This is a genomic window from Kerstersia gyiorum (assembly GCF_004216755.1).
GTDB lineage: Bacteria > Pseudomonadota > Gammaproteobacteria > Burkholderiales > Burkholderiaceae_B > Kerstersia > Kerstersia gyiorum.
This window is the reverse complement of record NZ_SGWZ01000001.1, coordinates 620,237-644,425: the sequence shown is the minus strand read 5'-3', so window position 1 is coordinate 644,425 and position 24,189 is coordinate 620,237. Positions and strand designations below refer to the sequence as shown.

Annotated in this window: 22 protein-coding genes and 1 riboswitch; of the genes, 12 read left to right on the top strand and 10 right to left on the bottom strand. The window is 64.0% G+C overall.

Features of this window, described 5'->3' with window-relative positions:
• Positions 1-96 precede the first annotated feature (96 nt).
• Positions 97-642 carry a diaminobutyrate acetyltransferase gene (ectA, locus tag EV679_RS02925; RefSeq protein ID WP_068367441.1) on the bottom strand — a complete coding sequence of 182 codons (546 nt, stop codon included), beginning with the start codon at positions 640-642 and terminating at the stop codon, positions 97-99.
• A complete protein-coding gene (locus EV679_RS02920; protein ID WP_068367443.1) occupies positions 639-1,202 on the bottom strand; it encodes a MarR family winged helix-turn-helix transcriptional regulator in 564 nt (187 codons plus the stop codon). Before EV679_RS02920 ends, ectA begins: the two co-directional genes overlap by 4 nt.
• A 207-nt stretch (positions 1,203-1,409) precedes the next feature.
• Between EV679_RS02920 and EV679_RS02915 the strand changes: the two genes are divergently transcribed.
• The 5 genes from EV679_RS02915 to EV679_RS02895 all read left to right on the top strand — a co-directional run bounded on the left by EV679_RS02915 (position 1,410) and on the right by EV679_RS02895 (position 7,341).
• On the top strand, positions 1,410-1,775 hold the full coding sequence (locus EV679_RS02915; RefSeq protein ID WP_083969375.1) for an ElaB/YgaM/YqjD family protein: 366 nt from the start codon (positions 1,410-1,412) through the stop codon (positions 1,773-1,775).
• Positions 1,776-1,919: 144 nt separating this feature from the next.
• Positions 1,920-2,726 carry a uracil-DNA glycosylase gene (locus tag EV679_RS02910; RefSeq protein WP_083969376.1) on the top strand — a complete coding sequence of 269 codons (807 nt, stop codon included), beginning with the start codon at positions 1,920-1,922 and terminating at the stop codon, positions 2,724-2,726.
• Between the two features lie 450 nt (positions 2,727-3,176).
• Entirely contained in the window at positions 3,177-4,841 is a 1,665-nt protein-coding gene (locus EV679_RS02905) for a DEAD/DEAH box helicase (RefSeq protein WP_130486469.1), read from the top strand.
• A 217-nt stretch (positions 4,842-5,058) separates the two neighbouring features.
• A complete protein-coding gene (locus tag EV679_RS02900; RefSeq protein ID WP_130486468.1) occupies positions 5,059-6,249 on the top strand; it encodes a class I SAM-dependent methyltransferase in 1,191 nt (396 codons plus the stop codon).
• A 159-nt stretch (positions 6,250-6,408) separates the two neighbouring features.
• Positions 6,409-7,341, top strand: a complete 933-nt coding sequence (locus tag EV679_RS02895; protein WP_130486467.1) for an Rpn family recombination-promoting nuclease/putative transposase — start codon at positions 6,409-6,411, stop codon at positions 7,339-7,341.
• 99 nt (positions 7,342-7,440) lie between these two features.
• On the opposite strand, the gene EV679_RS02890 is transcribed toward EV679_RS02895, so the two are convergent.
• A complete protein-coding gene (locus tag EV679_RS02890; RefSeq protein WP_127775276.1) occupies positions 7,441-8,565 on the bottom strand; it encodes a tRNA nucleotidyltransferase/poly(A) polymerase-related protein in 1,125 nt (374 codons plus the stop codon).
• Positions 8,562-10,595 (bottom strand): lytic transglycosylase domain-containing protein, encoded by a 2,034-nt coding sequence (locus EV679_RS02885; protein ID WP_127775277.1) that lies wholly within the window; start codon positions 10,593-10,595, stop codon positions 8,562-8,564. Before EV679_RS02885 ends, EV679_RS02890 begins: the two co-directional genes overlap by 4 nt.
• Before the next feature lie 14 nt (positions 10,596-10,609).
• On the opposite strand from EV679_RS02885, the gene EV679_RS02880 reads away from it, so the two are divergent.
• A complete protein-coding gene (locus EV679_RS02880; protein ID WP_068367453.1) occupies positions 10,610-11,251 on the top strand; it encodes a 5-formyltetrahydrofolate cyclo-ligase in 642 nt (213 codons plus the stop codon).
• 328 nt (positions 11,252-11,579) lie between these two features.
• Positions 11,580-12,506 (top strand): TauD/TfdA dioxygenase family protein, encoded by a 927-nt coding sequence (locus EV679_RS02875; protein WP_130486466.1) that lies wholly within the window; start codon positions 11,580-11,582, stop codon positions 12,504-12,506.
• 87 nt (positions 12,507-12,593) lie between these two features.
• Here the strand turns inward: EV679_RS02875 and metF are convergent, their stop codons facing one another.
• The 5 genes from metF to metK all read right to left on the bottom strand — a co-directional run bounded on the left by metF (position 12,594) and on the right by metK (position 17,966).
• Complete coding sequence (gene metF, locus EV679_RS02870; RefSeq protein ID WP_068367455.1) at positions 12,594-13,448, bottom strand: methylenetetrahydrofolate reductase [NAD(P)H]; 855 nt, start codon at positions 13,446-13,448, stop codon at positions 12,594-12,596.
• Positions 13,445-13,780, bottom strand: a complete 336-nt coding sequence (locus EV679_RS02865; RefSeq protein ID WP_068367457.1) for a phage holin family protein — start codon at positions 13,778-13,780, stop codon at positions 13,445-13,447. Before EV679_RS02865 ends, metF begins: the two co-directional genes overlap by 4 nt.
• Positions 13,781-13,916: 136 nt before the next feature.
• Entirely contained in the window at positions 13,917-15,329 is a 1,413-nt protein-coding gene (gene ahcY, locus EV679_RS02860) for an adenosylhomocysteinase (RefSeq protein ID WP_127775281.1), read from the bottom strand.
• Between the two features lie 166 nt (positions 15,330-15,495).
• A riboswitch (S-adenosyl-L-homocysteine riboswitch) is annotated at positions 15,496-15,579 on the bottom strand.
• The gene (locus EV679_RS02855) at positions 15,572-16,600 is read right to left on the bottom strand and encodes a glycosyltransferase family 4 protein (protein WP_068367461.1); all 1,029 of its coding nucleotides are present in this window, start codon (positions 16,598-16,600) and stop codon (positions 15,572-15,574) included. It overlaps the preceding riboswitch by 8 nt.
• 205 nt (positions 16,601-16,805) lie before the next feature.
• Entirely contained in the window at positions 16,806-17,966 is a 1,161-nt protein-coding gene (gene metK / locus EV679_RS02850; RefSeq protein WP_127775283.1) for a methionine adenosyltransferase, read from the bottom strand.
• A 252-nt stretch (positions 17,967-18,218) separates the two neighbouring features.
• Here metK and EV679_RS02845 point away from each other — a divergent pair, with 252 nt between their 5' ends.
• The 5 genes from EV679_RS02845 (at position 18,219) to xerC (ending at position 22,997) form a co-directional block, all read left to right on the top strand.
• Positions 18,219-19,082 (top strand): lysophospholipid acyltransferase family protein, encoded by an 864-nt coding sequence (locus EV679_RS02845; protein ID WP_130486465.1) that lies wholly within the window; start codon positions 18,219-18,221, stop codon positions 19,080-19,082.
• 163 nt (positions 19,083-19,245) lie between these two features.
• Positions 19,246-20,142, top strand: coding sequence for a lysophospholipid acyltransferase family protein (locus EV679_RS02840; protein WP_068367467.1), 897 nt, complete (start codon positions 19,246-19,248; stop codon positions 20,140-20,142).
• A gap of 110 nt (positions 20,143-20,252) precedes the next feature.
• Positions 20,253-21,161: a diaminopimelate epimerase gene (dapF, locus tag EV679_RS02835; RefSeq protein ID WP_130486464.1), complete on the top strand. Its 909-nt coding sequence runs from the start codon at positions 20,253-20,255 to the stop codon at positions 21,159-21,161.
• 31 nt (positions 21,162-21,192) lie between these two features.
• Positions 21,193-22,008 carry a DUF484 family protein gene (locus tag EV679_RS02830; RefSeq protein WP_068367470.1) on the top strand — a complete coding sequence of 272 codons (816 nt, stop codon included), beginning with the start codon at positions 21,193-21,195 and terminating at the stop codon, positions 22,006-22,008.
• 14 nt (positions 22,009-22,022) lie between these two features.
• Positions 22,023-22,997 carry a tyrosine recombinase XerC gene (gene xerC, locus EV679_RS02825; protein WP_068367473.1) on the top strand — a complete coding sequence of 325 codons (975 nt, stop codon included), beginning with the start codon at positions 22,023-22,025 and terminating at the stop codon, positions 22,995-22,997.
• Positions 22,998-23,009: 12 nt separating this feature from the next.
• Here xerC and feaR read toward each other — a convergent pair whose 3' ends face one another.
• A complete protein-coding gene (gene feaR, locus EV679_RS02820) occupies positions 23,010-24,002 on the bottom strand; it encodes a transcriptional regulator FeaR (RefSeq protein WP_130486463.1) in 993 nt (330 codons plus the stop codon).
• Positions 24,003-24,189 lie beyond the last annotated feature (187 nt).

The following is a 24,189-nucleotide window of genomic DNA, read 5'->3' as shown; positions in this document are numbered from 1 at the left end:
GGGCCATGCCCAAGGGGGGGGAACCGGTACTGCGCCGGATGACCATTGCGCCGCCCGGCCGCGCCATGCACATACAGCCGGCGCCCGGGAACAGGATCAACGCGATGGAAAGTGGAACGGGCCGTAGCGCAGCAAACGCTCGTCCTCGTGGGAGGCGCCGCCGAACAACGCAACGTCAAACAACGGACGTTCCGTGCAAGGGGCACCGAGAGCCTCGCCCAGTGCCGCAAACGTGCGGCGCGAGGCGTGGTTGTCAGGTCCTATGGTGGTTTCCAGGTAGCGCACCCACTTCATGGCGGGGCGCGCGAGCAAATGCGCCAGCATCTTCCGGGCCAATCCCTGGCCCCGGGCGCGCTCATGAACGGCAACCTGCCAGATGAAAATCGTATCTTCGCGTCCCGGCGGCAGGTAGGCCGAAACGAAGCCGTCGATATCGGCGCCTTGGCGCGCTACCACGCAGGTAGCGCTGAAATGCTCGCACAACAGCAGATAGGCGTAGACGGAATTGAGGTCCAGCGGCGGGCTCGCCGCAATCAGTGCATGGATGGCCGCGCCGTCAGCCACGACGGGCGCATCCAGAACGTAATTCGCCGCGCCTGGAGGCGCACCTCCGCGCGCGATCTGGTAGCCCGCGGCGCTCATACCGCCAGCCCCGATTCAGGCGCCGTATCGCCATCCGGCACTTCCAGCAAGGGCGATGCCAATTCCGCTGCGCTTTCCGGCGCCGCCTGCGCGCCCGGCAATTCCGGCTCCATCAACCCGACGATACGTTCGAGCGACAGCGTGATGGTCGCCCGTTCTATCTCCGGCAGGTTGGACAAGCCGGCCGACAGCGCCTGCTGCAATGGCAAGGGCGCCTGCCGCGCCAGCGCAACGCCGGCTGGCGTCGCCGTGATGAACACAATGCGCCGGTCTTCCTTGCCGCGCTCGCGCCGGATCAAGGCCTTGTCTTCCAGGCGATCCAGGATGCCCACCACCGTGCTTGGGCTGATGTGCATTTCCTTGCTGATGGCCGTCGCCGTCAGCGGCCCGGCCTCAATCACGATGCGCAGGCAGACCAGCTGCGGCGCCGTGATGTGGCTGCAGGATTCCAGATGCCTGGAATGCAGGGCGATTGCGCGGGTGATGCGCCTCAGGGAGCGCAGGATGCGCAGCTCGTAGTCCTGCACACCGCTATTATTTTTCACAGAATCATTCCCCATGAAATCACTTCAATAGAATTCATTTCAGTACGAATGATATGAACAGCATCCATCTCGGTCAACCCAGGGATAACCTCCGGAAACATCTTCGGCGCAGCAGGGCAGGCATGGCAGCATCCGGCAACAAAACAAGGGTGACGCCATCGGGATTTCCACCGATAATTAAGCTAATGGCGTCTATTCCTGGACGCATCTTCAAGGAGAACGATGATGGGCATTCTGAATCGCACCAGCCGTGGTCTCGAACAAGGTTACGAAGAAATCAAGAGTGTCGGTAAACGCGCCGGCCAGGATGTACAGGACTCGCTGCGCGAGGACGTTCTGGAAGCGCTCGGCAACCTGGAAGCTGCCCTGCAGGACAAGGACGCCGACGTCGCAGAACTGCGCGCCCGCCTGGAAGACCAGATTTACAAGGTCCGCGGCATCGTGGAAGACAAGGCAGCCACCGCTACGCAGACAGTACGCGGCTACGTCGATTCCGCCGAGGAATGCATCCAGGCCAAACCCTGGCAGGCCCTGGGCGTGGTCGCAGCGGTTTCCTTCCTGCTGGGTGCGCTGATCACCCGCCGTTGATTCCCCACGGCGGGGCAACAGCCTCCCGCCAGTCCGGCGCGCCGCCGCAACGGCGGCGTGCTGCTGCCGGAGCCTGGGCCGGGCAGGCCCGCCGCTCCACCTGCTATGCTTGCCGCCATCGTTGTTCTCTCATGGCAGCTCCGCATGGCCTCCCTTCCCGCTCCCGCATCCCTGACGCAGCAAATCCTGCACCCCGAGACTACCGGCCTGGACCCTGAGTGGCTGGCCGTATTGCAGCAACCCGCTGTCGCCCAGGCACGGCAGGACGTCGCCGCTTTCCTGGCCCGAAGGCTGGCGGAAGGCGCCGTGATCTATCCGCCGCATCCATGGCGGGCCCTGGCACTGACGCCCGCCCGCCAGACCCGCGTCGTCATTCTCGGCCAGGACCCCTACCACGGGCAGGGACAGGCGCAGGGGCTGGCTTTCTCCGTACCGGACGCCATGAAGCGCCCGCCCAGCCTGCGCAATATGTTCCTGGAAATCGCCCGGGATGATGGCGCGCGTGCCGCACTACCGGAAATTCCTGCCGCAACGGCCATCGCCCACTGGGGCAATGACTTGACCCGCTGGGCCGAACAGGGTGTGCTGCTGCTCAATACCGTGATGACAGTGGAAGATGGCCAGCCAGCCGCCCATGCCAAACGCGGCTGGGAAATCGTCACCGATGCACTGATACGCCATATTGCCGACCGGGCAGAACCTGCCGCCTTCCTGCTATGGGGCGGCCACGCCCAGGCCAAGCAGGCGCTGCTGCCGGCAGGCCAGGGTCATCTGGTGCTGTGCGCCAACCACCCCTCGCCCTTGTCGGCCCGCCGCCCGCCGGTACCATTCCTGGGATGCGGGCATTTTCGCCGGGTCAACGAATGGCTGGCCGAACGGCACCTGCCAGCCATCGCCTGGCGCACCGATACATCCCAAGCAGGCCGGCAGGAAGGGCTGTTTCCGGAATGAGCGATAAGCGATATGGATAGATCTTTTCTTGCGCCCCAGAAGTGTCTGAACGAAAGAAATGTATTTCTTCCATTGGCTGTCCGATCTGGGTCCAGGCACAGCGCGCACCTTTCGACTGCGCGAATCACGCGGCAAAAAACAACAGCCAATTGAAATCCCTGGATTTTTCCTGGGGTTAACACTAAAATCGCGGCACTGCATATGTCCGTGCCATCATTTCGCGCCCTGTGCGCCAGCAGTCGTCCGGTCCAAGACCTTCGCCCATGATGGCCGTCATCGCTCCCTGACCTCTTTCCCTACGCTCAGGTTCCGCCAGGAACCCACGCGCTGCGGTTGTTCCGGTCGGCACGATGCTCCGTTCAACCGTACCGCCACAGGCACCTCTCCCGCCCTGCTGCCGTACACCCATTATCGGGATGCCTTCGTGCGTCCCTGGGAAACTTTTTACCTATGACTTTTGATACCCTGGGGCTATCGCCCGCACTGCTGTCCGCTCTGACTGAAGCTGGCTTTTCCACCCCCACGTCCGTCCAGGCCGCAGCCATTCCGCAAGCACTGGCCGGCCACGACCTGATGGTTTCGGCCCAGACTGGTAGCGGCAAGACCGCCGCCTTCATGCTGCCCGCGCTCGAGCGTGTAGTCGGCAAGCCCACCAACCAAGGCCGTGGCGTGCAGATCCTGGTGCTGGCCCCGACCCGCGAACTGGCCCTGCAAGTCAACGAGGCCACGCAGATCTACGGCAAGAACATCCCCGGCCTGCGCACCACCACCGCCGTCGGCGGCATGCCCTATGGCGCACAGCTGCGCGCCCTGTCGCGCCGCGTGGACGTGCTGGTTGCCACGCCCGGCCGCCTGATCGACCACCTGAAATCGCGCCGCGTCGACCTCTCCACGGTCCACACGCTGGTTCTTGACGAAGCCGACCGCATGCTGGACATGGGCTTCATCGAAGACATCGAAACCATCGTCGCGGCCACCCCGGCATCGCGCCAGACCCTGCTGTTCTCCGCGACGCTGGATGGCAGCGTGGCTCGCCTGGCCGAACGCATGATGCGCGAACCCAAGCGCATCGACATCTCCGGCCACCGCGACAAGCACCAGAACATCACGCAAACCCTGCTGTACGCCGACGATGCCGCCCACAAGCTGCGTCTGCTGGACCACATGCTGCGTGATACGGCGCTGGATCAGGCCATCATTTTCACGGCTACCAAGCGTGGCGCCGATGACCTGGCTGATGTGCTGAGCAACGACGGCTTCAGCGCCGCCGCCCTGCACGGCGACATGAACCAGCGTCAACGTACGCGTACCCTGTCCATGCTGCAACGCGGTCAGCTGCAGATCCTGGTTGCCACGGACGTTGCCGCTCGCGGTATCGACGTGCAAGGCATCAGCCACGCCTTCAACTTCGACCTGCCCATGCAGGCGGAAGACTACGTGCACCGCATTGGCCGTACCGGCCGTGCCGGCCGCGACGGCCAGGCTTTCACGCTGGCTACGCACAGCGAGCGCCACAAGATCCGCCGTATCGAGCATTACATCGGCCAGACCCTGGACGTGGGCGAAATCCCCGGCCTGGAGCCGCAACGCCGCGCCCGTCCGGCAGGTGGCCCCAAGGGTCGTCCGGGCAGCCGCCCCGGTGGCCGTCGTCCCGGCGAATCGCGCCCGTCATTCAGCCAGGGCAAGTACGGCAAGTCGCCCAGCCGCTTCGGTAACAACGCCGACGGCGCGGAACGCAGCGAACGCCCCGCCTTCGATCGCGGCGAGCGTCCGGCCCGCCCCGAGTTCGCCGACCGTGGTGACCGCCCGGCACGTCCGGAACGCTTCAGCCGCCCGGAACGCAGCGAACGCCCCGGCTTCGATCGTGGTGACCGTCCTGCATTCGCTGACCGCGGTGACCGTCCCGCCCGTCCGGAACGTAGCGAGCGCCCCGGCTTTGACCGCGGCGAACGCCCGGCCCGCGCCGAATTCGGTGACCGTGCCCCGCGCGCGCGCCGTGAAGGTGGTGAAGCTCATGCCGGCAAACCTTACGTCAAGACCGCCGGTGCCGGCCGTACGCAAGGCCAGGGCGACAAGCGCCGCGAATTCGCTCCCCGTGGCGATTTCCGCCGCTAAGCTCTCGCGGCACTGACTCGGTGACCCAGCAGCGTCCCTGACGCGTCGCCACCTGGTGCCTGTACCGCAAAAAAGCGGGAAGCCGCCCCTCCGGGCCGCTTCCCGCTTTTTCTATCTGCCCCCATCCTCCCTTCTGGCGTGCAGCACGGCCTGCACACCCGGCCGCCCGGCATGGGACAATACCCCGTTTCCCTCGCTGCCTTTTTGCCACTCTGCCATGCATCCTTCCCTGGACACCCTGATTCAACGCCTGGACCCCGTCACCCTGGCCGTCAGCCAGCAGCTGCGCGAACGCCTGGCAGCGGCAATTGGACAGGCTGGTGGTGCCCTGCCCTTCGACGCCTGGATGGAAACGGCGTTGTATGAACCGGGCCTGGGCTATTACAGCGGCGCACAGGTCAAACTCGCCGCCGATCCTGATGCCAGTGCGGCCCCCCAACCGGGCAGCGACTTTATTACCGCGCCCGAACTCACGCCAGCCTTTGCAGCGACCCTGGCGCGCCAGATGGCAGAAGTCCTGGTACAGATCGACAGTTTGAACGTGCTGGAATTCGGCGCAGGCAGCGGCGCGCTGGCCGAAGGCCTGCTGGACAGCCTGGATGCGCTGGGGCTGCCGGTACGCTATGAAATCCTGGAGCTGTCTGCCGACCTGAGGGCGCGTCAACAACAACGCCTGGCGCGTTTTGGCGACCGCGTGCAATGGCGCGACACCCTGCCGGCAGGCTGGCAAGGCTGCGTCGTTGCCAATGAGGTGCTCGATGCCATGCCCGTGAAGCTGTTCCGCTGGGATGACAGCGGCCAATTGCTTGAACGACATGTCGGCCTGGGTGACCAGGGCGAGTTTGTCTGGCTGGACCAGCCAGCTTCCGCCGATCTGTCCGACACCGTCGCCAGCCGCATGCCACCCCTGCCCGGCTATGTGTCGGAAGTCAATCTGCGCGCCGAGGCCTGGATACACGATATGGGCCGATGGCTGCTGCGCGGTGCCGCGCTGCTGATCGACTATGGCTTTCCACGCCACGAGTACTACCATCCGCAGCGTGCCGAAGGCACGCTGATGTGCCATCTACGCCACCATGCGCACGGCGATCCCCTGGTCGTGCCCGGCGCCCAGGATATCACGGCGCACGTCGACTTCACCGCCATGGCGGATGCTGCGCTGGCAGGCGGCCTGGAGGTTCTGGGCTATACCTCCCAGGCACGTTTCCTGGCCAATGCCGGCCTGCTGGAATGGCTATCCACCCTGGACAGCAGCGACAGCCTCGCCTACGCGCGCCAGGTGGCCCCGATACAAAAGCTGCTGTCAGAGGCGGAAATGGGCGAGCTCTTCAAAGTCCTGGTCATCGGGCGCGACATCGAAGCCCCCCTGCTGGGTTTCCTGCGAGGCGACCGCCGCGACATGCTCTGAAAGTGCCTCGCTGGCCATCCCGCCCACACACGAGCCGCTGGCTGCCTGAGGATGCGGGTATAACTCCCCATCCAGAACGGGATCGTTTCATCCCGCGAGCTTGCCGCCGCTCCTTCAGACTGTTCCTGTCCCGTTTTCGCATACAGGCACAGCACCATCATGACGACTCCCCGCTCGGATACCGGCACGCATGCCATCCCGCCGCCCTTCAGGCGCCGGACCTTGGCGCTCAGTAACGATCTGGTCTTCAAGACCCTGTTTTCACAGCAGCGGCACCTGCTCACCGACCTGATCAATGCGGTGCGTTACCGCGAACCGCCCATAGAAGTCGTACAGATACGTAACCCGAATATTCTGCCGGCTGACGTTTCCAGCAAACAGATTATTCTGGATATCCTGGCGCAGGATACGCACGGCAGCCTGTTCAATGTCGAAATGCAGCTGCGCCATTACCCGCAATGGCCCTTGTGCAATATGTTCTATCTGGCCCGCATGCTCTCGGATCAGTTGACTGCAGGCCAGCAATATCAATCACTTAAACCTGCCATCAGTATCGGCCTGCTGGAGCACGACCTGTACCCGGACGTTCCCGGCCAGGCAGATTGGCACTTTACCTTGCGCGACTCGCGGCTCCCCGCGGTGCAATTGGGCCAGGCCATGCAGGTCCATATAATCGAACTCACCAAGGCGGAAACCCTGCATGCATTTCCGCCGGCGCTCACTGACTGGGTGACCTGCCTGCATCACAACCTGGAAGAGAATCCTATGAACCGCATCGAACACGCCCCTGTGCGGGAAGCCTTGCAGCATCTGGAAGATATGTATGCCGACAGAGACTTTCGGCTACTCGCCCTGCGCCGTGAAATGGCAATCGCAGACGAACAGCTGGCGCTGGATTACGCCAAACAGAAAGGGCATGAAGAAGGGCTGGCTGCAGGTCAGGCAGCCTTGCTCGCGCAGTTGCTGAGCCTGCGTTTCGGTGAGTTATCTCCCGCCACTCGCGACAAACTGCAGCACGCGGACGGCACCAGCCTGTCACTATGGGCGCAGCGCCTGCTGCAGGCCCCCACGCTGGAGGCCGTGTTTCACTAGCCACATGGGTTGCACCAACGGCTCGCCGGCCTGCCGCATGGCGTGCAGTCCATCCAACGACACGACATGGGCCTACCCCGAAGGGCCCCCGCTATTGCTCTATTCCGGCAAGGCCTGCAACGCCATTGCGCGGGCCTGCCGCACTGCGGCCCTGATGGCCTGGGGCTGCTCGCGCAGCGCAGCCGCAATTGCGCCCGCATCCACCCCACGCACGGCATCCAGCGCCTGGCGCCAGGCACGAATATCCACCGGCACCAGCAAACTGGCGGCATCCAGCAAGGCCAAAAAGCGTTCGGGCTTGCGCAAGGCGTCGCAGGTTTCCAGCGCATCCAGGCGGCCAGCGCCGGTTTCTGCTGCCGCGGCCAATACCACTGGCAACAGGCGTGCCTGATCTGCACATTCAGACGGCACTTTCCACAAGCTGGACAAGGCTGCCACATTACTGGCGGTGCGGCCCAATAAGGCGTAGCGTCCGGCCAGCGGCAAACCAGCCTGCGCAGCCCGATCCAGCACGGCCCAACTCTCGGGCGCCCCATCAAGCGCCAGCATGGGCGCAATCCGCGCCAGGGCATGGGTGTCCTGCAAGACCTGCAACATACGGGAAGGCTGCATGGACATCAGCCCACGCGACAACTCTTTCCAGACCCGCTCTGGCACCAGCGCGTCTACCTCGCCCGCTCGCACCATTTCCCGCGCCAGAGCCAGCGTTTCGTCGGCCACGCGGAAATCCGTGAAGCGGGCGCTGAACCGCGCCAGCCTGAGTATCCGTACGGGGTCTTCGACAAACGCCGGCCCTACGTGCCGGAACAGTCGGGCTCGCACATCGGCCACGCCGCCATATGGGTCCACCAGCACACCATCCGGGCGGCGGGCGATGGCATTGACGGTCAGGTCGCGGCGGGCCAGGTCTTCTTCCAGCGTGACTTCCGGCCCGGTATGGAACGTAAAGCCCTTGTAGCCCCGCCCGGACTTCCGCTCCGTGCGCGCCAGGGCATATTCTTCCTTGGTCCTGGGATGCAGGAATACCGGAAAGTCGCCGCCCACCGGCAGAAAGCCGCGTGCCGCGAGGTCTTCCGGCCTGGCGCCGACGACGACCCAGTCATGGTCGCCGGCGGGCAGGCCCAGCAGTTCGTCGCGGACGGCGCCGCCGACTTCATAGACATCCAGGCCAGCCAGGCTGTCGTCTGCCCGCTTGCCTGGCGTGGCAACGGTATCCTGGCTCACGGCAGGTCCACCGCGGCATTGGCCTTGGGCTCGATATTGCCCAGCCTGGCCTTGAGCGACTGCGGCTCGCCCGTGAACATGGCGGCATAGTAGGTCGCGTTGGACAAGACGTTCTTCACGTAGATACGGGTCTCCGTAAAGGGGATGGTCTCGGCGAAAATTGCGCCTTCAACCGGGTGTGTCAGGCGCGAACGCCACAGCACCGGCCGCTTGGGCCCGGCGTTGTAACCCGCGCTGGCCAGCACCTGTGAACCATCCAAGTCTTGCAGGACCATGTTCAGGTAATTGGTGCCCAGCACCGTATTGACCTCGAACTCGTTGACCCTGGACGGATGGAAATCCGTCATGCCGATTTTTTTAGCCACCCATTTGGCTGTGCCCGGCATGAGCTGCATCAGCCCCGACGCGCCTACCGTCGAACGTGCATCGGTGATGAAACGTGATTCCTGGCGGATCAGGCCATAGACCCATGCCGGGTCCAGGTCGATGGCGCGCGCCTGGGCGCTCACCCGCCCCTCGAAGGGAGCGATATAGCGCTGCGAGAAATCAATCTGGTCGCGCGTGCGTTCGGATGTATTCACCACGCGGTCGTAAATATGTTCCTGGCGCGCCAATTCAGCCGCCGCCAGCAACTGCCGGTCATTCATGCCGCGCAACGCGAAATTCCATTCCGGTACGGCTTCGGCCCGCCAGCCTTCACGGAACAGCGCGATGGAACGGCGCAGGCCAGGGTTGGCCGCGACGTCCGCCAGTTCAGCCGCCGTGACTCGCGCAGGAGCCGGTGGCGGTGCAATGGCAAATCCCAGCTCCTCGGCAGCCAGCTGGCCATAGAAGCCGTATTCTCCGGCAATTGACGCAAATGCATCATTGGCAGCCGTTTCCTGGCCGCGCGCCTTCAGACTGCGCGCATTCCAGTACACCCAGACGGATTCGTTACGCTGCGACGGCGTCATCTGCGCAATGGAACGCGACACCCAGCCCCAGTCGATTTCGGGTTGGCGCAACGCGGCCCGGACCCGCCAGGCGGCGTTGTACTCGGTCAAACGCACGCCATCGGCCTCCTGGTACCAACGGTGGGCAACCGGGTTCAGGTTCAGCGCGGCAACCAGCGCGAACTGGCTGCGCACCCATTTCAGGTCTTCTTCCGGCAGGCGGCCGTTCCAGGCACGGCGCAGATAGGCGTCGCCATCCTCCATGTTCTTGCGCGCCAGGCGCGACAACGCCACCGTGGCAATATCGCGCTGCGCCGGCGTACGCAGCCGTTGTTCCTGGCGCGACAGCCACTGCATGGGATTCTTCAGCGCCGCGTCGTACTCCTTGAGTTCGGCCGGATTCAGCACATAGGAAGCCATGCGGCGCGCGTGAGCCAGCTTGTTTTCATCGAGCAGGTCGCGCCACATCAGCACCAGCGTGCTGCGGTCCAATACCTTGTCAGCGGACAGTTTGTCGAATAGCGCCCAACAGGCATTGCCCGGCGCAAACACGGTAACGGCATCGAGATCACGCACCGTCTCGCCGCCACGATAGCGCGCATCGAGTTGCGCGCAGCTCACTTGCGGGCTGCCTACCTGTACGTCACCGACACGGCGCACCTGCGCAAAGTCACCGGCGCGCGCCGCCGCCAGAACCCAGTCGCCCTTGAGCTTGTCCGCCAGGTAAGTGCCGGGATAACGGTCGACAAACGCCTGCAGCAGGGTCGGGTCTATGGTGCGTTGCTCGGTCAACAGGTAGCGCAACATCCAGTATTCGGCATACATGCCGAGTTCCGCGTCGCGCGCGCTTTCCACCAGTCCAGGCAGCGCCTTCCAATCCTTTTTCTGGAACGCTTCCCGTGCCGCGCTCAAGGCGCTGTCGGCATTGCGCTGCGCCGGCTGCATCTGCGGCGACAGCGAAGCCAGGCGCAAGCTGCCCTCCTGCGCCAGCACCGGCGCCGTGCCGGCCAACAACAAAGCCCCCAACCAGGCGCGCCAGGCAGGACGGACGCTCCCAGCCGATTTCTGATACCGTGCTGATACTTGACTATGACTCATGACTGGCATTCCGCATGAAAACCGCTAATACCATACAGGATACCGCAGCCACGCTGCGGACTACGCTGCGTGAGCGGCGAAACAACATGGATCACGCCAACCGCAGCCGCGGCGGGCTGCTGTTGCGCGGCCGGCTTTTTACCTGGCTGGCGCTGCGACGCGAAACCGCCGAAAAGGCTGGCCACGCGTCGCCCGCTCGCATTGCCGCTTTCCATGCCCTGGACGGCGAGCCCGACCTGCTGCCGCTGCTGGCGAAATGGGTAGAGGAAGACGGACTGGAAGTCCTGCTGCCTGCCGTCATCAGCGCGGATCAGCCACTGGTGTTCCGCGCATGGCATCCCGATAGTCCGATGAAAACCGGCGCTTATGGCGTGCAGGAAGTCGATGGCCCGGACCTGGCAGCTGCCGATGCGTGCCTGGATGTCGTGCTGGTCCCTACCCTGGGCTGGACCGCCAAAGGCGACCGCCTGGGCTACGGCGGCGGCTATTACGACCGCACGCTGGCACAACTGCGCCAAGCCAATCCCGCACTGATTGCGCTGGGCATTTCGTGGGAAGAAGGACGCCTGCCGGTGGACTACCAGCCCGCCGGCCACGATGCGAAGCTGGACGCCGTGCTGACGCCTGGCGGCTGGTATCCGCGCATGCCGGCCTGACACGCAAGCAGGGCAAGCACCCCAGCGCTACGCCAGTAAAGATGTACGACCAGGAACCCGCCCCCGGCGGGTTCCTGCCTTTGCATCCAGGTAGGAAATCGTCTCAACGAAGAAAATAAGCCATTAATAAACAAAAGGAATTTCAATAATCTGCATTTGATAATGCCGATAAGCAAAGCAGCAAAATATCGTTGGCGAAAGTCCAGCCCGACATTGAAATAGCAAGGCAGCCCCGCCCGAGAAAATCGGGACGCAACAAGAGATCGCCTCAGCGGCAAACCGTCGCCGATGCGCAGGCCCTTCGACACTTTCGCCAACTGGAACCGTCATGAGCTTTGTCACCGAAATTGCCTCGCCCGAAGTCCACAGTGAATACTCCCTGCAAAAACTGAGCGGCCATATCGGCGCGCAGATCCATGGTGTCACCTTGCACGACACGCTCGCGCCCGAGCTGTTTCAACGCCTGTATCGCGACTTATTGACGCACAAAGTACTGTTCTTCCGGGGCCAGCATCACCTCGACGATACCAGTCACGAAGCCTTTGCACGATTGTTCGGCACGCTGGTTCCACACCCCACTCAGCCCGCGCTCCAACAAAGTGAAAGTATCCTGGAACTGGATGCATCCAAAGGCGGCTGTCGTGCCGATTCCTGGCACACCGACGTCACCTTCGTACCTGATTACCCGAAAATTGCGGTCCTGCGTGGCGTCGTCATTCCAGAATATGGTGGCGATACCGTGTGGGCCAACACCGCCACGGCCTATCAAGACTTGCCAGACACGCTCAAGGCATTTGTAGACCAGGCCTGGGCCATACACAGCAATGAATACGACTACGCGGCCAACCGGCAGGAAGTCTCCAGCGAACAGCTGCGCCATTACACCGAAGTGTTTCTCTCCAAACGCTTCGAGACGGCACACCCTCTGGTGCACGTGCATCCCGAAACCGGCGAGCGCAATCTGCTGCTGGGCCACTTCCTTAAGCGCATCATCGGCTTGCGCTCCACTGAATCCAGAGTCCTGTTCGACATACTCCAGAACCGTACCAACCGTCTGGAAAACACTGTACGCTGGTCCTGGCAGCCAGGCGACGTCGCCATCTGGGACAATCGTGCAACACAACACTATGCGATCAACGACTACGGCACTCAGCCGCGCGTCGTCCGACGTGTCACTGTGGCAGGCGAACCCGCCCATGCGCTGGACGGTAGGCGCAGCCATGTATACGCCAGCGCCACGGCCACGACTCATTGACCCTAGGCGTTCATAGTCTGAGGCAAGCCATCCCCCTTGCAAGCTGGCAGCCATGTTCTACCGCCACCGGCAAGCTGGCACGGCCTGCTACAGTTCCCCAGGGCTGAGACGACGCCAGATATTGCGTACCGCCTCGCTGCCGTTCAGGGTATAGAAGTGCAGGCCCGGTGCGCCGCGTTCCAGCAAGGTCTGGCACAACTGCGCCACGACGTCCGCGCCAAAGGCGCGCAGCGACTCGCGATCATCTGCGTAATCATTGAGCCGCAAGCGCAACCAGCGCGGGATTTCCGCCCCGCACATCTGCGAGAAACGCGTCAGCTGGGTATTGTTGACGATGGGCATGATGCCCGGAATGATGGGAATCGCGACGCCGCGCGCCTGTGCGCGTTCGACAAAATCCGAGTAGGCATCGGGATTGAAAAAGTATTGGGTGATGGCGCTGTCAGCGCCCGCCTGCACTTTTTCCACGAAGTGGTCCATGTCACGCGCCAGGCTTTCGGCCTGGGGATGCATTTCCGGATAGGCCGCCACCTCGATGTGGAACCAGTCACCCGTGGTTTCTCGAATGAAGGCCACCAGTTCGCTGGCATAGCGGAACTCACCGTAGAGGCTGCCCATGCCCGACGGCAGATCGCCCCGCAGGGCCACCACCCGCCTGACACCCTGCTCGCGATAAGCCCCCAGAATGGCTGACAGGTCGGCGCGGCTGGTGCCTATGCAAGCCAGGTGCGGCGCCACCTCGCAGCCCAGGTTCGCAAACGTGCGCACCGTGTCGGCCGTACCATCGCGAGTCGCGCCGCCAGCGCCAAAAGTGACGCTGACGTAGCCAGGGTTCAATGCCATCAATTGCTTGGCCGTCCGGACCAGGCGTTCCTGCGCAGCAAGATCCCTGGGCGGAAAGAATTCCAGGCTGATGGCGTATTGGGATGAAAGGGAAGTCATTTCACCAGAAGGGAAGACAAGGCGCTGGAAATCAGGCTGTACAGCAAGGCGCCCGCCAGGGCCCACCAGAAGCCGTTGACCGTGAAGCCACGGAACAGGGAACCTGCCAGCCAGAACACCAGTGCGTTGATCACGAACAGGAACAGTCCCAACGTGACGATGGTGATGGGAAAGGTCAGGAACACCAGGATAGGTTTGACCACGGCATTGAGCAGGCCGAGCACGACGGCAGCCGCCAGGGCAGACCAGAAACTGGAGATGGCAATACCAGGCAGGATCGAGGCGACGATCAGCAGCGCAACAGCATTAAGGATCCAGATCAGTAGAAACATGGCACAGCTCCTATGACAGACAGTAATGGAAATCCTGCGCGAAGCAGTCTGCAACCCGTGCCCCCGCCGTTCCTGTGGCGAAGGCGCGCCAGCTACCCCTGTCCTGTAGACGCGGGGCCTGGCGCGTCAGCCTGCCTCAATAGCGATAATGATCAGGCTTGAACGGGCCGTCAACCGGCACGCCGATATAAGCCGCCTGATCCGGGCGCAACACGCTCAGGTTCACGCCCAGCTTCTTCAAGTGCAGACGCGCCACTTTTTCATCCAGGTGCTTGGGCAGCACGTAGACCTTGCCCTTGGTATAGGCTTCGTTGCGCGTGAACAGCTCGATCTGCGCAATGGTCTGGTTGGTGAACGAAGACGACATCACGAAGGACGGATGGCCGGTCGCACAACCCAGGTTCACCAGGCGCCCCTTGGCCAGCAGGATGATGCGGCGGCCGTCAGGGAAAATGACGTGATCGACCTGCGGCTTGATTTCTTCCCACTCCAGCTCTTCCAGGCTGGCGACGTCGATTTCGTTGTCGAAGTGGCCGATGTTGCAGACGATGGCCTGATCCTTCATGCGGTACAGGTGCTCACGCGTGATGACGTGGTAGTTGCCCGTCGCCGTGACGAAGATGTCGGCCTTGTCGGCCACCTCGTCCATGCTCACGACCTTGTAGCCTTCCATGGCTGCCTGCAGGGCGCAGATCGGGTCGATTTCCACCACCCAGACCTGGGCACGCAGCGCAGCCAGCGCCTGGGCGCAACCCTTGCCCACGTCACCGTAGCCGATCACCACGGCGGTCTTGCCGGCCACCATCACGTCGGTCGCGCGCTTGATGCCGTCCACCAGCGATTCGCGGCAGCCATACAGGTTGTCGAACTTGGACTTGGTCACCGAATCATTGACGTTGATGGCGGCAAAGGCCAGTTCGCCCTTCTGCGACATCTGGTATAGGCGGTGCACGCCCGTCGTGGTTTCTTCCGTGACGCCCTTGATCTGCGCCAGGCGTACCGAGTACCACTTGGGGTCGATCGCCAGTTGCTTGCGGATGGCGGCGAACAGCACGCGCTCTTCTTCGCTGGAGGGATTGTCGAGCACCGACGGATCGGACTCGGCGCGCGTGCCCAGATGCAGCAGCAGGGTAGCATCGCCGCCGTCGTCCAGGATCATGTTGGCATGCTGGCCATTGGGCCAGGAGAAGATCTGGTGCGTGTACTCCCAGTATTCTTCCAGCGATTCGCCCTTGACGGCATACACCGGCGTGCCGCCGGCAGCAATCGCCGCCGCAGCATGATCCTGTGTGGAATAGATGTTGCACGAGGCCCAGCGCACTTCCGCGCCCAGCGCCTTCAGGGTTTCGATCAGCACGGCTGTCTGTATCGTCATGTGCAGGCTGCCGGCGATGCGCGCGCCTTTGAGCGGCTGGCTGGCAGCATATTCTTCCCGGGTCGCCATCAGGCCGGGCATTTCAGTTTCGGCAATGGCGATTTCACGGCGGCCCCAGCCTGCCAGGCCCAGGTCGGCCACCTTGTAATCAACGGAAGAATTCACAGTCGTCATGTCAGTCTAGCTCCAGATATCCGGTATCCATGCACGGAGCCGACTGCGCAAGCACGCGCCGCCATCCCCGTGCGAAAGGGAATTGGCGAGCGCCGTTCGTCCCGCGCCCAGGCGCAGGCAATGCGGCCTGGGCAAACGCCCGGGCTGCCCCACGCACGGCAAGATGACCCTGCCGGCCACGTGGGTGACGAAACTATCCTGAGCCTGGCACACCGAAACCGGCTGGTGCGTCGCAGCGCTCCTCAGGATGCGCGGAATTGTACCGTACTGACCCCGCACAGTGCATCCAGCAGTTGCTGCGCAATGGCGTCCCAGGTGAAGGCCTGCACCCCTTCGCGCACGCTGCCACGCGGTAATTGCGCCGCGCGCAGGCAGGCGGCCGCCAGATCCGCGTCCAGGCAACCGGTCACCCCTTCCCGCACAACCTCGCGAGGCGCATCCGCCGGCAATGCCGCAACCGGCGTACCGCAGGCCATGGCCTCCAACATGACCAGACCGAACGTGTCGGTCTGGCTCGGAAAGACAAATGCATCCGCGGCCGCGTAGTACGGTGGCAGTTCCGCATGCCGGCGCGGCCCCACGAACAGGACATCCGGATACTGCTCGCGCAGGCGCCTGTCTTCCGGGCCGCTGCCGACCACCACCTTGGTGCCCGGCAATTTCAGGGCCAGAAAGGCATCCAGGTTTTTCTCTCGTGCCACCCGCCCCACATTCAGCCAGACCGGACGCGGCAGATGGGCCAGTTCCGGCGGTGCCGGCAGATCCGGCGCGAACGCCGCCAGATCGACGCCGCGCGCCCATACCTGCAGGTTCTTCAAGCCACGCGCACTCAGCACATCCGCAATATTGCGCGTCGGCACCAGCACGCGCTGGGACGGTTTGTGGAACCAGCGCATGAACGCCCACGACCAGCGGGCGGGCACACCCATGCGTACTTTCAGGTAATCGGGAAACATGGTGTGGAACGACGTCGTGAAGCGCCAGCCATGCCGGAGCGCATGACGCCGCGCCGCGAGCCCCAACGGCCCTTCCGTGGCAATGTGCACGGCATCAGGCTGGAACGCGCCCAGCTGGCGCCGGAAGTGGCGTCCGGGGTTAATGCACAACCTCAGGGTGGGCTCGGACGGAGCGCCTATCGTGCGTGCGCCGCCAGGCTCAATCACCCGGACCTCATGTCCCCAGGCTGTCAGCAATGCGCACATGACGGTCCAGGTCCGTACAACGCCATTGACCTGGGGATGCCAGGCATCGGTCACGAGCAGAATTTTCATGTCGGCACGGAGCAGTGGAACATAGCGCCATTGGGCCAGACGTGCATGACAGCAACAATACACCTGCCCGGAGGCTGCCCATGCAAACGCCCATGCCCGCCACCCTGCCGTTTGCGCCCGGACAGAATGACCAACGGGGAGCCTGCCATGGGCAGCTCCCCGTTATTCCCGGCGGCCTGGGCCGCCAGCTGCCGAGTTGAACCCCTCAGCCCTTGCGCAACAATGCCGCGCGGTCTGTGGCTTCCCAGCTGAACTCCGGCTCGGGACGGCCGAAGTGGCCATAGGCCGCCGTCTTGGAATAGATGGGGCGCAGCAGGTCGAGCATGTTGACGATGCCGCGCGGACGCAGGTCGAAATGCTCACGCACCAGCTTGGCGATTTCGTCATCCGGAATGATGCCGGTGCCTTCTGTGTAGATCGTGATGTTGATGGGTTCGGCCACGCCGATGGCATAGCTCAGCTGCACCTGGCACTGGCGCGCCAAGCCGGAAGCCACGACGTTCTTGGCAACGTAGCGCGCCGCATAGGCGGCCGAGCGGTCGACCTTGGAAGGGTCCTTGCCGGAGAAAGCGCCACCACCGTGCGGGCATGCGCCGCCATAGGTATCGACGATGATCTTGCGCCCGGTCAGGCCGCAATCGCCTTGCGGGCCGCCGATGACGAAACGGCCGGTCGGGTTCACCAGGAAGCGTGTCTTGGGGGTCAGTAGGCCCTCGGCAAAGCAAGGACGAATGATTTCCTCGATCACTGCTTCCCTGATCGTCTCCTGCGAAATTTCGGGCGCATGCTGGGTAGACAGCACCACGGTATCGACTTCCGCCGGCTTGCCATCCACATAGCGGAAGGTAACCTGGGATTTCGCGTCCGGACGCAGCCACGGCAGGCGGCCGTCCTTGCGCAGTTCGCTCTGGCGCTGCACCAGGCGGTGCGCATACCAGATCGGCGCGGGCATGAGGTCCGGGGTTTCATCGCAGGCATAACCGAACATCAGGCCCTGGTCGCCCGCGCCCTGGTTCAGGTAATCCTCGCTGGAGCGATCCACGCCCTGGGCGATATCGGGAGACTGCTTGTCGTAGGCAACCAGAACGGCGCAACCCTTGTAGTCGATCCCGTAATCGGTGTTGTCGTAGCCGATGCGGCGGATGGTATCCCGCGCTACCTGGATATAGTCGACATTGGCCGTGGTGGAAATTTCGCCCGCCAGCAACACCAGACCGGTGTTGCACAGTGTTTCGGCCGCCACCCGAGCGTTGGGGTCCTGCTCGAAAATGGCATCCAGCACCGCATCGGAGATCTGGTCGGCAACCTTGTCAGGATGCCCTTCGGATACGGACTCGGAGGTGAAAAGGAAAGAGTTCTGCACCACGATTATGTCCTTTATAGACCGGCATGGGCCGGCTCTCAGATGAAACGAGGCGTTGCACCCCCAGGAGCCGGCGTGACAGGACGGAATCGGGCGCGACGCTTTAGCGGTAATACCACAGCCGGATAATTCCGGCGCCACCCCGCAAGTTGTCGGTTAACACGGTAGCGATTGCCATTCTAAGCGAAAATGCAACGATAATCTCAAATAGACCCTGTTGCCGACGCGAACTTTCGCCCTGTCCATACCCCGACCATGCTGCTGTTCCTGCTCCGATTGCTAGCCCGCCTGCCCCTGCCTGTCCTGCATATGCTGGGGCGTGGCGCCGGCCGCCTGATCTACGCCCTGCCCGGCAAGTATCGTGAGCGCCTGCGTGCCAATACCATCCAGGCCGGCTACGACGATCCTGCCTTTGCCCGCCGCGCGGCCGCCGAAACCGGCGCGATGATCCTCGAATCCCCGCGCATCTGGTTTCGCAACGATGCCAGTCTGGCACAGGTCGTCTGCGACGATGAGTACGTCGTCGATGACGCCCGCCAGGAAGGGCGTGCGTTGCTGATGCTGACACCGCACCTGGGGTCATTCGAGATCACGGCGCGCTATTTCGCACGCAAGCGCCCCGTCACCGTGATGTTCCGGCCGCCGCGCAAGCCCTGGCTGGCCCCGGCCATGGAAGCTGCGCGCAATACGTCCGGGGTCTCCACGGTGCCCGCCACCAGCCAGGGCGTGCGGGCTTTCGTGCGCATCCTGCGCGACAAGGAAACCGTGGGCATGTTGCCCGACCAGGCGCCGAGCCAGGGTGAAGGCGTCTGGGCACCATTTTTCGGCCGCCTGGCTTATACCGTTACCCTGCCCGGCAAACTGGCGCGCAACAGCAATGCCATCGTGATACTGACCGCCGCCGAGCGCCTGCCCGGCGGCAAGGGCTGGCGCATCCACCACGCCCGCGTCCCCGAGCCCCTGCCGGAATCTGCGGAAGAGCAGGCCGCCCTGATCAATGTCGAAATGGAAAAACTGATACGGCGTTTCCCGGAACAGTACCTGTGGGGCTATAACCGCTACAAGGTTCCGCGTGGCGCGCCGCCGCCCGGCGCCACGGCCCCGGATGCCGGCGAGTAACCGCCATGCTGGCGGGAAACCGCCGGGCCGCCATTGCGGGCCCCCTCAGGCGTCCCGCCCCCCAGGATCGCCACTACCACTGCCCCTGTTATTGCCACGGCAGCTCATCCTCACCCCGCACCTGCCTGCCCCCCGGCAGGTGCTGCCTTAGCCCTGTCACACCATGGACCGTCCTTCGTTGAAAATCCGCCTCCTGCGCCGGCTGTTTGCCTGGTTCGGCCGCATGCGCCCAAGCACGCGCCTGCGCCTGGGCAAGACACTGGGATGGCTGTCGTACAAGCTCGTCAAGCCGCGTGTGCGCGTGGCCCGACGCAACCTTGAACTCTGCTTTCCGGCGCTCACCGGCGACGAACGCGAACACCTGCTGCGCCAACATTTCCATGCGCTGGCACAATCGGTACTCGACCGCGGCGTGCTTTGGTTCGGCACGCCCGATGCAGTGCGCGCCATGGTGCGCGTGGAAGGCTTCGAACACCTGCAACGCTGCCTGGACGACAAGCAGCCCTCGCTGCTGCTGGCGCCCCACTTCATCGGCCTGGATGCCGCGGCATCCCGCCTGACCATGGACGTGCCCAGTTCCGCCACCATGTACTCGACCCAGAGCGATGCGGAAATCGACGCGCTGATCCGCGAAGGCCGTACACGCTTCAACGATGTGCAACTGGTCAGCCGCCGCGACGGTATCCGTACCCTGCTCAAGCATGTTCGGGACGGCCGGCCGATCTATTATCTGCCGGACATGGATTTCGGCAGCCGGGGTTCCATCTTCGCCCCCTTCTTCGGCAACCCCGCCGCAACGCTGACCTCGACGGCACAGATTGCCGGCAAATGGGCGCTGCCCGTGCTGCCCATCCTGTCCGTCTGGCATCCCGAGGACGGCACCTACACGATCCGTGTCCTGCCTCCGCTGGAGGACTTCCCGGGCGAGGACGGCCCCGAAGCCGCAACGGTACGTCTCAACCAGCTCATCGAAGGCTGGGTACGCGAATGCCCGAGCCAGTATTACTGGGTGCATCGTCGCTTCAAAACCACGCCGCCCGGCATGACTGGCCGCTATTGAACGGGCGGCTGCCCCACGCGCCGCCCGCTGGCGCGAAAATGCCACAATGGGGATGAAATCCCGGGGGCAGCCCAGCCTGCCCCGACACCCTCCGGATGGAAAATGAAGTCATGAGCAAGCTCTGGAAATTCAGCAAGATGCATGGCGCCGGCAACGATTTTGTCGTGCTCGACGGCGTGCGCGCCACCTTGGACATCACGCCGGAGCGCATTCGCGCCCTGGCCGATCGCCATCGGGGCGTGGGCGCCGACCAAGTGCTGGTGGTAGAGCCTGCCAGTCGGGCCGACGCCGATTTCCGCTACCGCATTTTCAATGCCGACGGCAGTGAAGTGGAGCACTGCGGCAATGGCGCGCGTTGCTTCGTGCGCTATGTCCATGAGCATGGGCTGTCGGCGCGCAATCCGCTGCGCGCGGAAATCTGTACCGGCGTCATTCTGCTGGAAGAGGGCCCCGATGGGGAAGTCACCGTCAACATGGGCAGTACGTCCTTCCTGCCTGGCAGCCTGCCCTTCGATGCCAGCAGCCTGGCAACACGCCAGTCAGGCGAGGATACGCAATGGCAATTGCCGCTTTCCGCCCCCGGCCTGCCCCAAGGTTGGCAGCAGCCCTGGCTATCGGTAGTCAGCGTGTCCAACCCCCATACCGTGCTACGCGTGGAAGATGTAGAGACCGCGCCCGTCGAACAGCTCGGGCCGGTGCTGGAAAGCCATCCGCGCTTCGCCCGCCGCGTCAACGTCGGCTTTCTCCAGGTGACCGGCCCGCATGAGGCCCGGCTGCGCGTGTACGAACGCGGCGCCGGGGAAACCCTGGCCTGCGGTTCCGGCGCCTGCGCCGCCGTGGTGACCGGCATCCGCCAGGGCGACCTGATCTCCCCCGTGCGCGTGCAGACTCGCGGCGGCGTACTCACCATCGCCTGGGACGGCCAACAACTGCGCATGACCGGCCCAGCCGTCACGGTCTATCATGGGGAAATCGACATCGACCGACTGGTCGCCCAGCAACTGCCTGCCGGTTGCTGACCCAGGCCCATTTCCAGGAATGCCAGACGCCATGCCCAACGACTCGCTACACGCCGCCGAGGTTGCCCGTTTTCTTGAACACAACCCCGGTTTCCTGACGGAACATGCAGAGATTTTCAGCGCCGTTTCCGTGCCGCACCCGCGCCTGCCACATGTCATTCCGCTAGGAGAACGCCAGAATCTGCTGCTGCGCGACCGGGTGCGTACGCTGGAACTGGCCCTGGCCGAACTGCGCCAGCAGGCGGCGCGCAACGAACGCATCAGCGCGCAGCTGCACGCCTGGCTGGCCGGCCTGCTGGCCGAAGCAGACGCCAGCCAGCTGGGCCCGCGCTTCGTACTGGGGTTGGCACGCGAATTCGACCTGCAAAGCGTCACGCTGCTGGCCTGGCAACCCGAGCTCCACGTGCAGGCAGGCCCGGATGGCGTGATGCCAGCTCCCGCGCATGCTCTGGATGAAGCCGCTGTGCAGGCCCTGCGCCAGTACGCCACGGCACAGTCTCGCCCAGCCTGCTGCGCCAGCAGCACCGCCAACCAGGCGCTGGCTCCGCTGCTGGCGGCCATGCCCGGCGATGCCGCGCCGCCGGCAGGTTCGCTGGCCATCGTGCCGCTGCATGCGCTGCAGCAGCACGACGACGGCAGCACCGAAGAAGGCGCGCTGACCACCGGCCTGCTGATCCTCGCCGACAGCAGCCGGGAACGTTATGTGCCGAACATGGAAACACTGTTCCTGGAACGCATCGCGCAACTGGCGGGCGCCATGCTGACTCGCCTGGAAGCCTCAGCCCCGGCACAGGCCCCCGCCCCGGCCGAGACAGCCGACACCTGCCCCCCCGAACAAAACGCCTGACAGCGCCCAGAACCATGACTTCCTCCTCCAGCCAGGCCCGGCCCTTGCCGACCTCCATGCTGCAATGGCTGGATTACCTGGCGCACCAGCGCCGCTATGCGCCGCCGACCCTGGCTGCCTATCGCACCGACCTGACGCGCCTGGCTGCATGCCTGGACGGCATGGCGCCGGAACAGGCCGCCAACGGCCACCTGCGCCAGTACCTGGCACGCATGCACGGCCAAGGCATGCAACCGCGCGCGCTGGCGCGCATGCTGGCGGCATGGCGCGGTTTCTACCGCTGGTGGGCACCGCAATCCGGCATGCCCGGCAACCCCACCACCGACCTGCGCCCGCCCAAGGCTGCGCGCGGCCTGCCCAAGGCCTTGTCCGTGGAGCAGGCCCAGGGGCTGATGAATCACGCAGCGGCACGCGCCGGCCACGACAGCGCCGCCACCCGCGACCACGCCATGGCGGAACTGTTCTACTCCAGTGGACTGCGCCTGTCCGAGCTGGTGGCGCTCGACATCCGCTATGCCGATGATGATGGCTACCGCTCACAGGCCTGGATAGACCTGGATGAAAATGAAGCCCATCTGCTGGGCAAGGGTGGCAAACGGCGTATCGTGCCTGTCGGTTCGCATGCCCGCCAGGCGCTGCAATCCTGGCTGGCGGCACGGCCCGCGCTGGCCCCGGCGCAGGCCCTGCCCCAAGACCGCCACGCGCTGTTCCTGGGTGCGCGCGGCCGCCGCATTTCACCACGCATGGTGCAAAAGCAACTGGCCCAACTGGCCATCGCCGCAGGCCTGCCCACGCATCTGCACCCGCACATGCTGCGCCACAGTTTCGCCAGCCACGTACTGCAATCCGCGCAGGACCTGCGTGCTGTCCAGGAAATGCTGGGGCACGCGAATATTTCCACCACGCAAATCTACACCCGCCTGGATTTCCAGCATTTGGCCAAGGTCTATGACCAGGCCCACCCTCGGGCCCGGCGCCGCGACGGCTGACGCTGCCCGACCCTACTGCGCTCCCATGCGATATTCGCGTGGCGACATGCCGAACTGCTTGCGGAACGCGCGGCTGAAATGCGCCGCGTCATTGAAGCCGCAGGCAAAGGCGATGTCCGTGATGGAACGGGTTTCGGTCAGCACGCTGCGCAGCGCCACGGCCGCCTGTTGCAGACGCGCCCGCTGGATATAGCGGCATACGCTGTCACCGGTTTCCTCGAACAGGCGGTACAGCTGGCGCACCGATACCCCCATGCGGTCGGCAATACGCACCGGCGACAGCAAGGGGTCTGCCAGGGATTGCTCTATCAGGCCGCGCGCCACTGCCAGCAGCCCGCCGCCGTTGCGACCGCGCGCGGCAACTGGCAACAGGGCGTCCTCGGCCTGTGCAGCTTCCGGCCAAATGCTGGCGGCCCGCCCTTCTCCTTGCCGCAGCGACTGCGCCAGCAGCGACAGCAAGGCTTCCTGCATGGCAGCGCCATCGCCCGCCACTGCGCATTCACCGATATCGCCCGCGCAGATCTGCTCCACCAGGATGCGTGCCAGCCGGCTGCTGGAACTGAAGCGGCCGATACGGCACAGCTGGTTGAGCTTTTCCGGCAGCAGGCGTGCCACCTTGCCGCGGTCCAGATGTACCGACGCGTGCTCCATCAGTCCCTTGGGCACGATTTCGCAACCCTGCACCGCATCCATCAGCACCATGTCGCCCGGCAGCAGCTCCATCGCCAGGCCTTTCTGGCGCAACAGGGAACTGCCCTGGCGCTGCACCACCAGGAAGCAATGGCTGTCGTCGGCAGAATCCTGCGCCGCTGCCATCTGGCGGCACACGATGCGCCCCGCATTGGTGCGTATCCGTGTCAGCCCCAGCCCGTCGATATCCTGCTGCTGGATGCTGCCTATGAAGATGCCCTGGTCTTCCGACAAACTGGCTTCGAACTGGCCGCAGGCCTGCCGCAACAACTCGTTCCAGCACTTCAGATCATGGGCAACGGGAAGCATTTCCATAGCACGGCACCTTTGCATTCATGCACGAAACCAGCCAATACGGCTTGTGACACAACGACTCTCAACCACGAGATCAGCAAATTCTGTGCCAAAGCCCCGAAAGCAACGATTAGGGTTTACCTGAGTATGCTGCGGCGCTTACAGGCAAAATTTGGCAAGCACGTACCAGATCAACCGGGTCGATTTG

What these genes read in the sequence shown, in the direction of transcription:
- ectA (WP_068367441.1), bottom strand. Translation starts at nt 642, where the DNA reads ATGAGCGCCGCGGGCTACCAGATCGCGCGCGGAGGTGCGCCTCCAGGC.
- EV679_RS02920 (WP_068367443.1), bottom strand. Translation starts at nt 1,202, where the DNA reads ATGGGGAATGATTCTGTGAAAAATAATAGCGGTGTGCAGGACTACGAG.
- EV679_RS02915 (WP_083969375.1), top strand. Translation starts at nt 1,410, where the DNA reads ATGATGGGCATTCTGAATCGCACCAGCCGTGGTCTCGAACAAGGTTAC.
- EV679_RS02910 (WP_083969376.1), top strand. Translation starts at nt 1,920, where the DNA reads ATGGCCTCCCTTCCCGCTCCCGCATCCCTGACGCAGCAAATCCTGCAC.
- EV679_RS02905 (WP_130486469.1), top strand. Translation starts at nt 3,177, where the DNA reads ATGACTTTTGATACCCTGGGGCTATCGCCCGCACTGCTGTCCGCTCTG.
- EV679_RS02900 (WP_130486468.1), top strand. Translation starts at nt 5,059, where the DNA reads ATGCATCCTTCCCTGGACACCCTGATTCAACGCCTGGACCCCGTCACC.
- EV679_RS02895 (WP_130486467.1), top strand. Translation starts at nt 6,409, where the DNA reads ATGACGACTCCCCGCTCGGATACCGGCACGCATGCCATCCCGCCGCCC.
- EV679_RS02885 (WP_127775277.1), bottom strand. Translation starts at nt 10,595, where the DNA reads ATGAGTCATAGTCAAGTATCAGCACGGTATCAGAAATCGGCTGGGAGC.
- EV679_RS02880 (WP_068367453.1), top strand. Translation starts at nt 10,610, where the DNA reads ATGAAAACCGCTAATACCATACAGGATACCGCAGCCACGCTGCGGACT.
- EV679_RS02875 (WP_130486466.1), top strand. Translation starts at nt 11,580, where the DNA reads ATGAGCTTTGTCACCGAAATTGCCTCGCCCGAAGTCCACAGTGAATAC.
- metF (WP_068367455.1), bottom strand. Translation starts at nt 13,448, where the DNA reads ATGACTTCCCTTTCATCCCAATACGCCATCAGCCTGGAATTCTTTCCG.
- EV679_RS02865 (WP_068367457.1), bottom strand. Translation starts at nt 13,780, where the DNA reads ATGTTTCTACTGATCTGGATCCTTAATGCTGTTGCGCTGCTGATCGTC.
- ahcY (WP_127775281.1), bottom strand. Translation starts at nt 15,329, where the DNA reads ATGACGACTGTGAATTCTTCCGTTGATTACAAGGTGGCCGACCTGGGC.
- EV679_RS02855 (WP_068367461.1), bottom strand. Translation starts at nt 16,600, where the DNA reads ATGAAAATTCTGCTCGTGACCGATGCCTGGCATCCCCAGGTCAATGGC.
- EV679_RS02845 (WP_130486465.1), top strand. Translation starts at nt 18,219, where the DNA reads ATGCTGCTGTTCCTGCTCCGATTGCTAGCCCGCCTGCCCCTGCCTGTC.
- EV679_RS02840 (WP_068367467.1), top strand. Translation starts at nt 19,246, where the DNA reads ATGGACCGTCCTTCGTTGAAAATCCGCCTCCTGCGCCGGCTGTTTGCC.
- dapF (WP_130486464.1), top strand. Translation starts at nt 20,253, where the DNA reads ATGAGCAAGCTCTGGAAATTCAGCAAGATGCATGGCGCCGGCAACGAT.
- EV679_RS02830 (WP_068367470.1), top strand. Translation starts at nt 21,193, where the DNA reads ATGCCCAACGACTCGCTACACGCCGCCGAGGTTGCCCGTTTTCTTGAA.
- xerC (WP_068367473.1), top strand. Translation starts at nt 22,023, where the DNA reads ATGACTTCCTCCTCCAGCCAGGCCCGGCCCTTGCCGACCTCCATGCTG.
- feaR (WP_130486463.1), bottom strand. Translation starts at nt 24,002, where the DNA reads ATGGAAATGCTTCCCGTTGCCCATGATCTGAAGTGCTGGAACGAGTTG.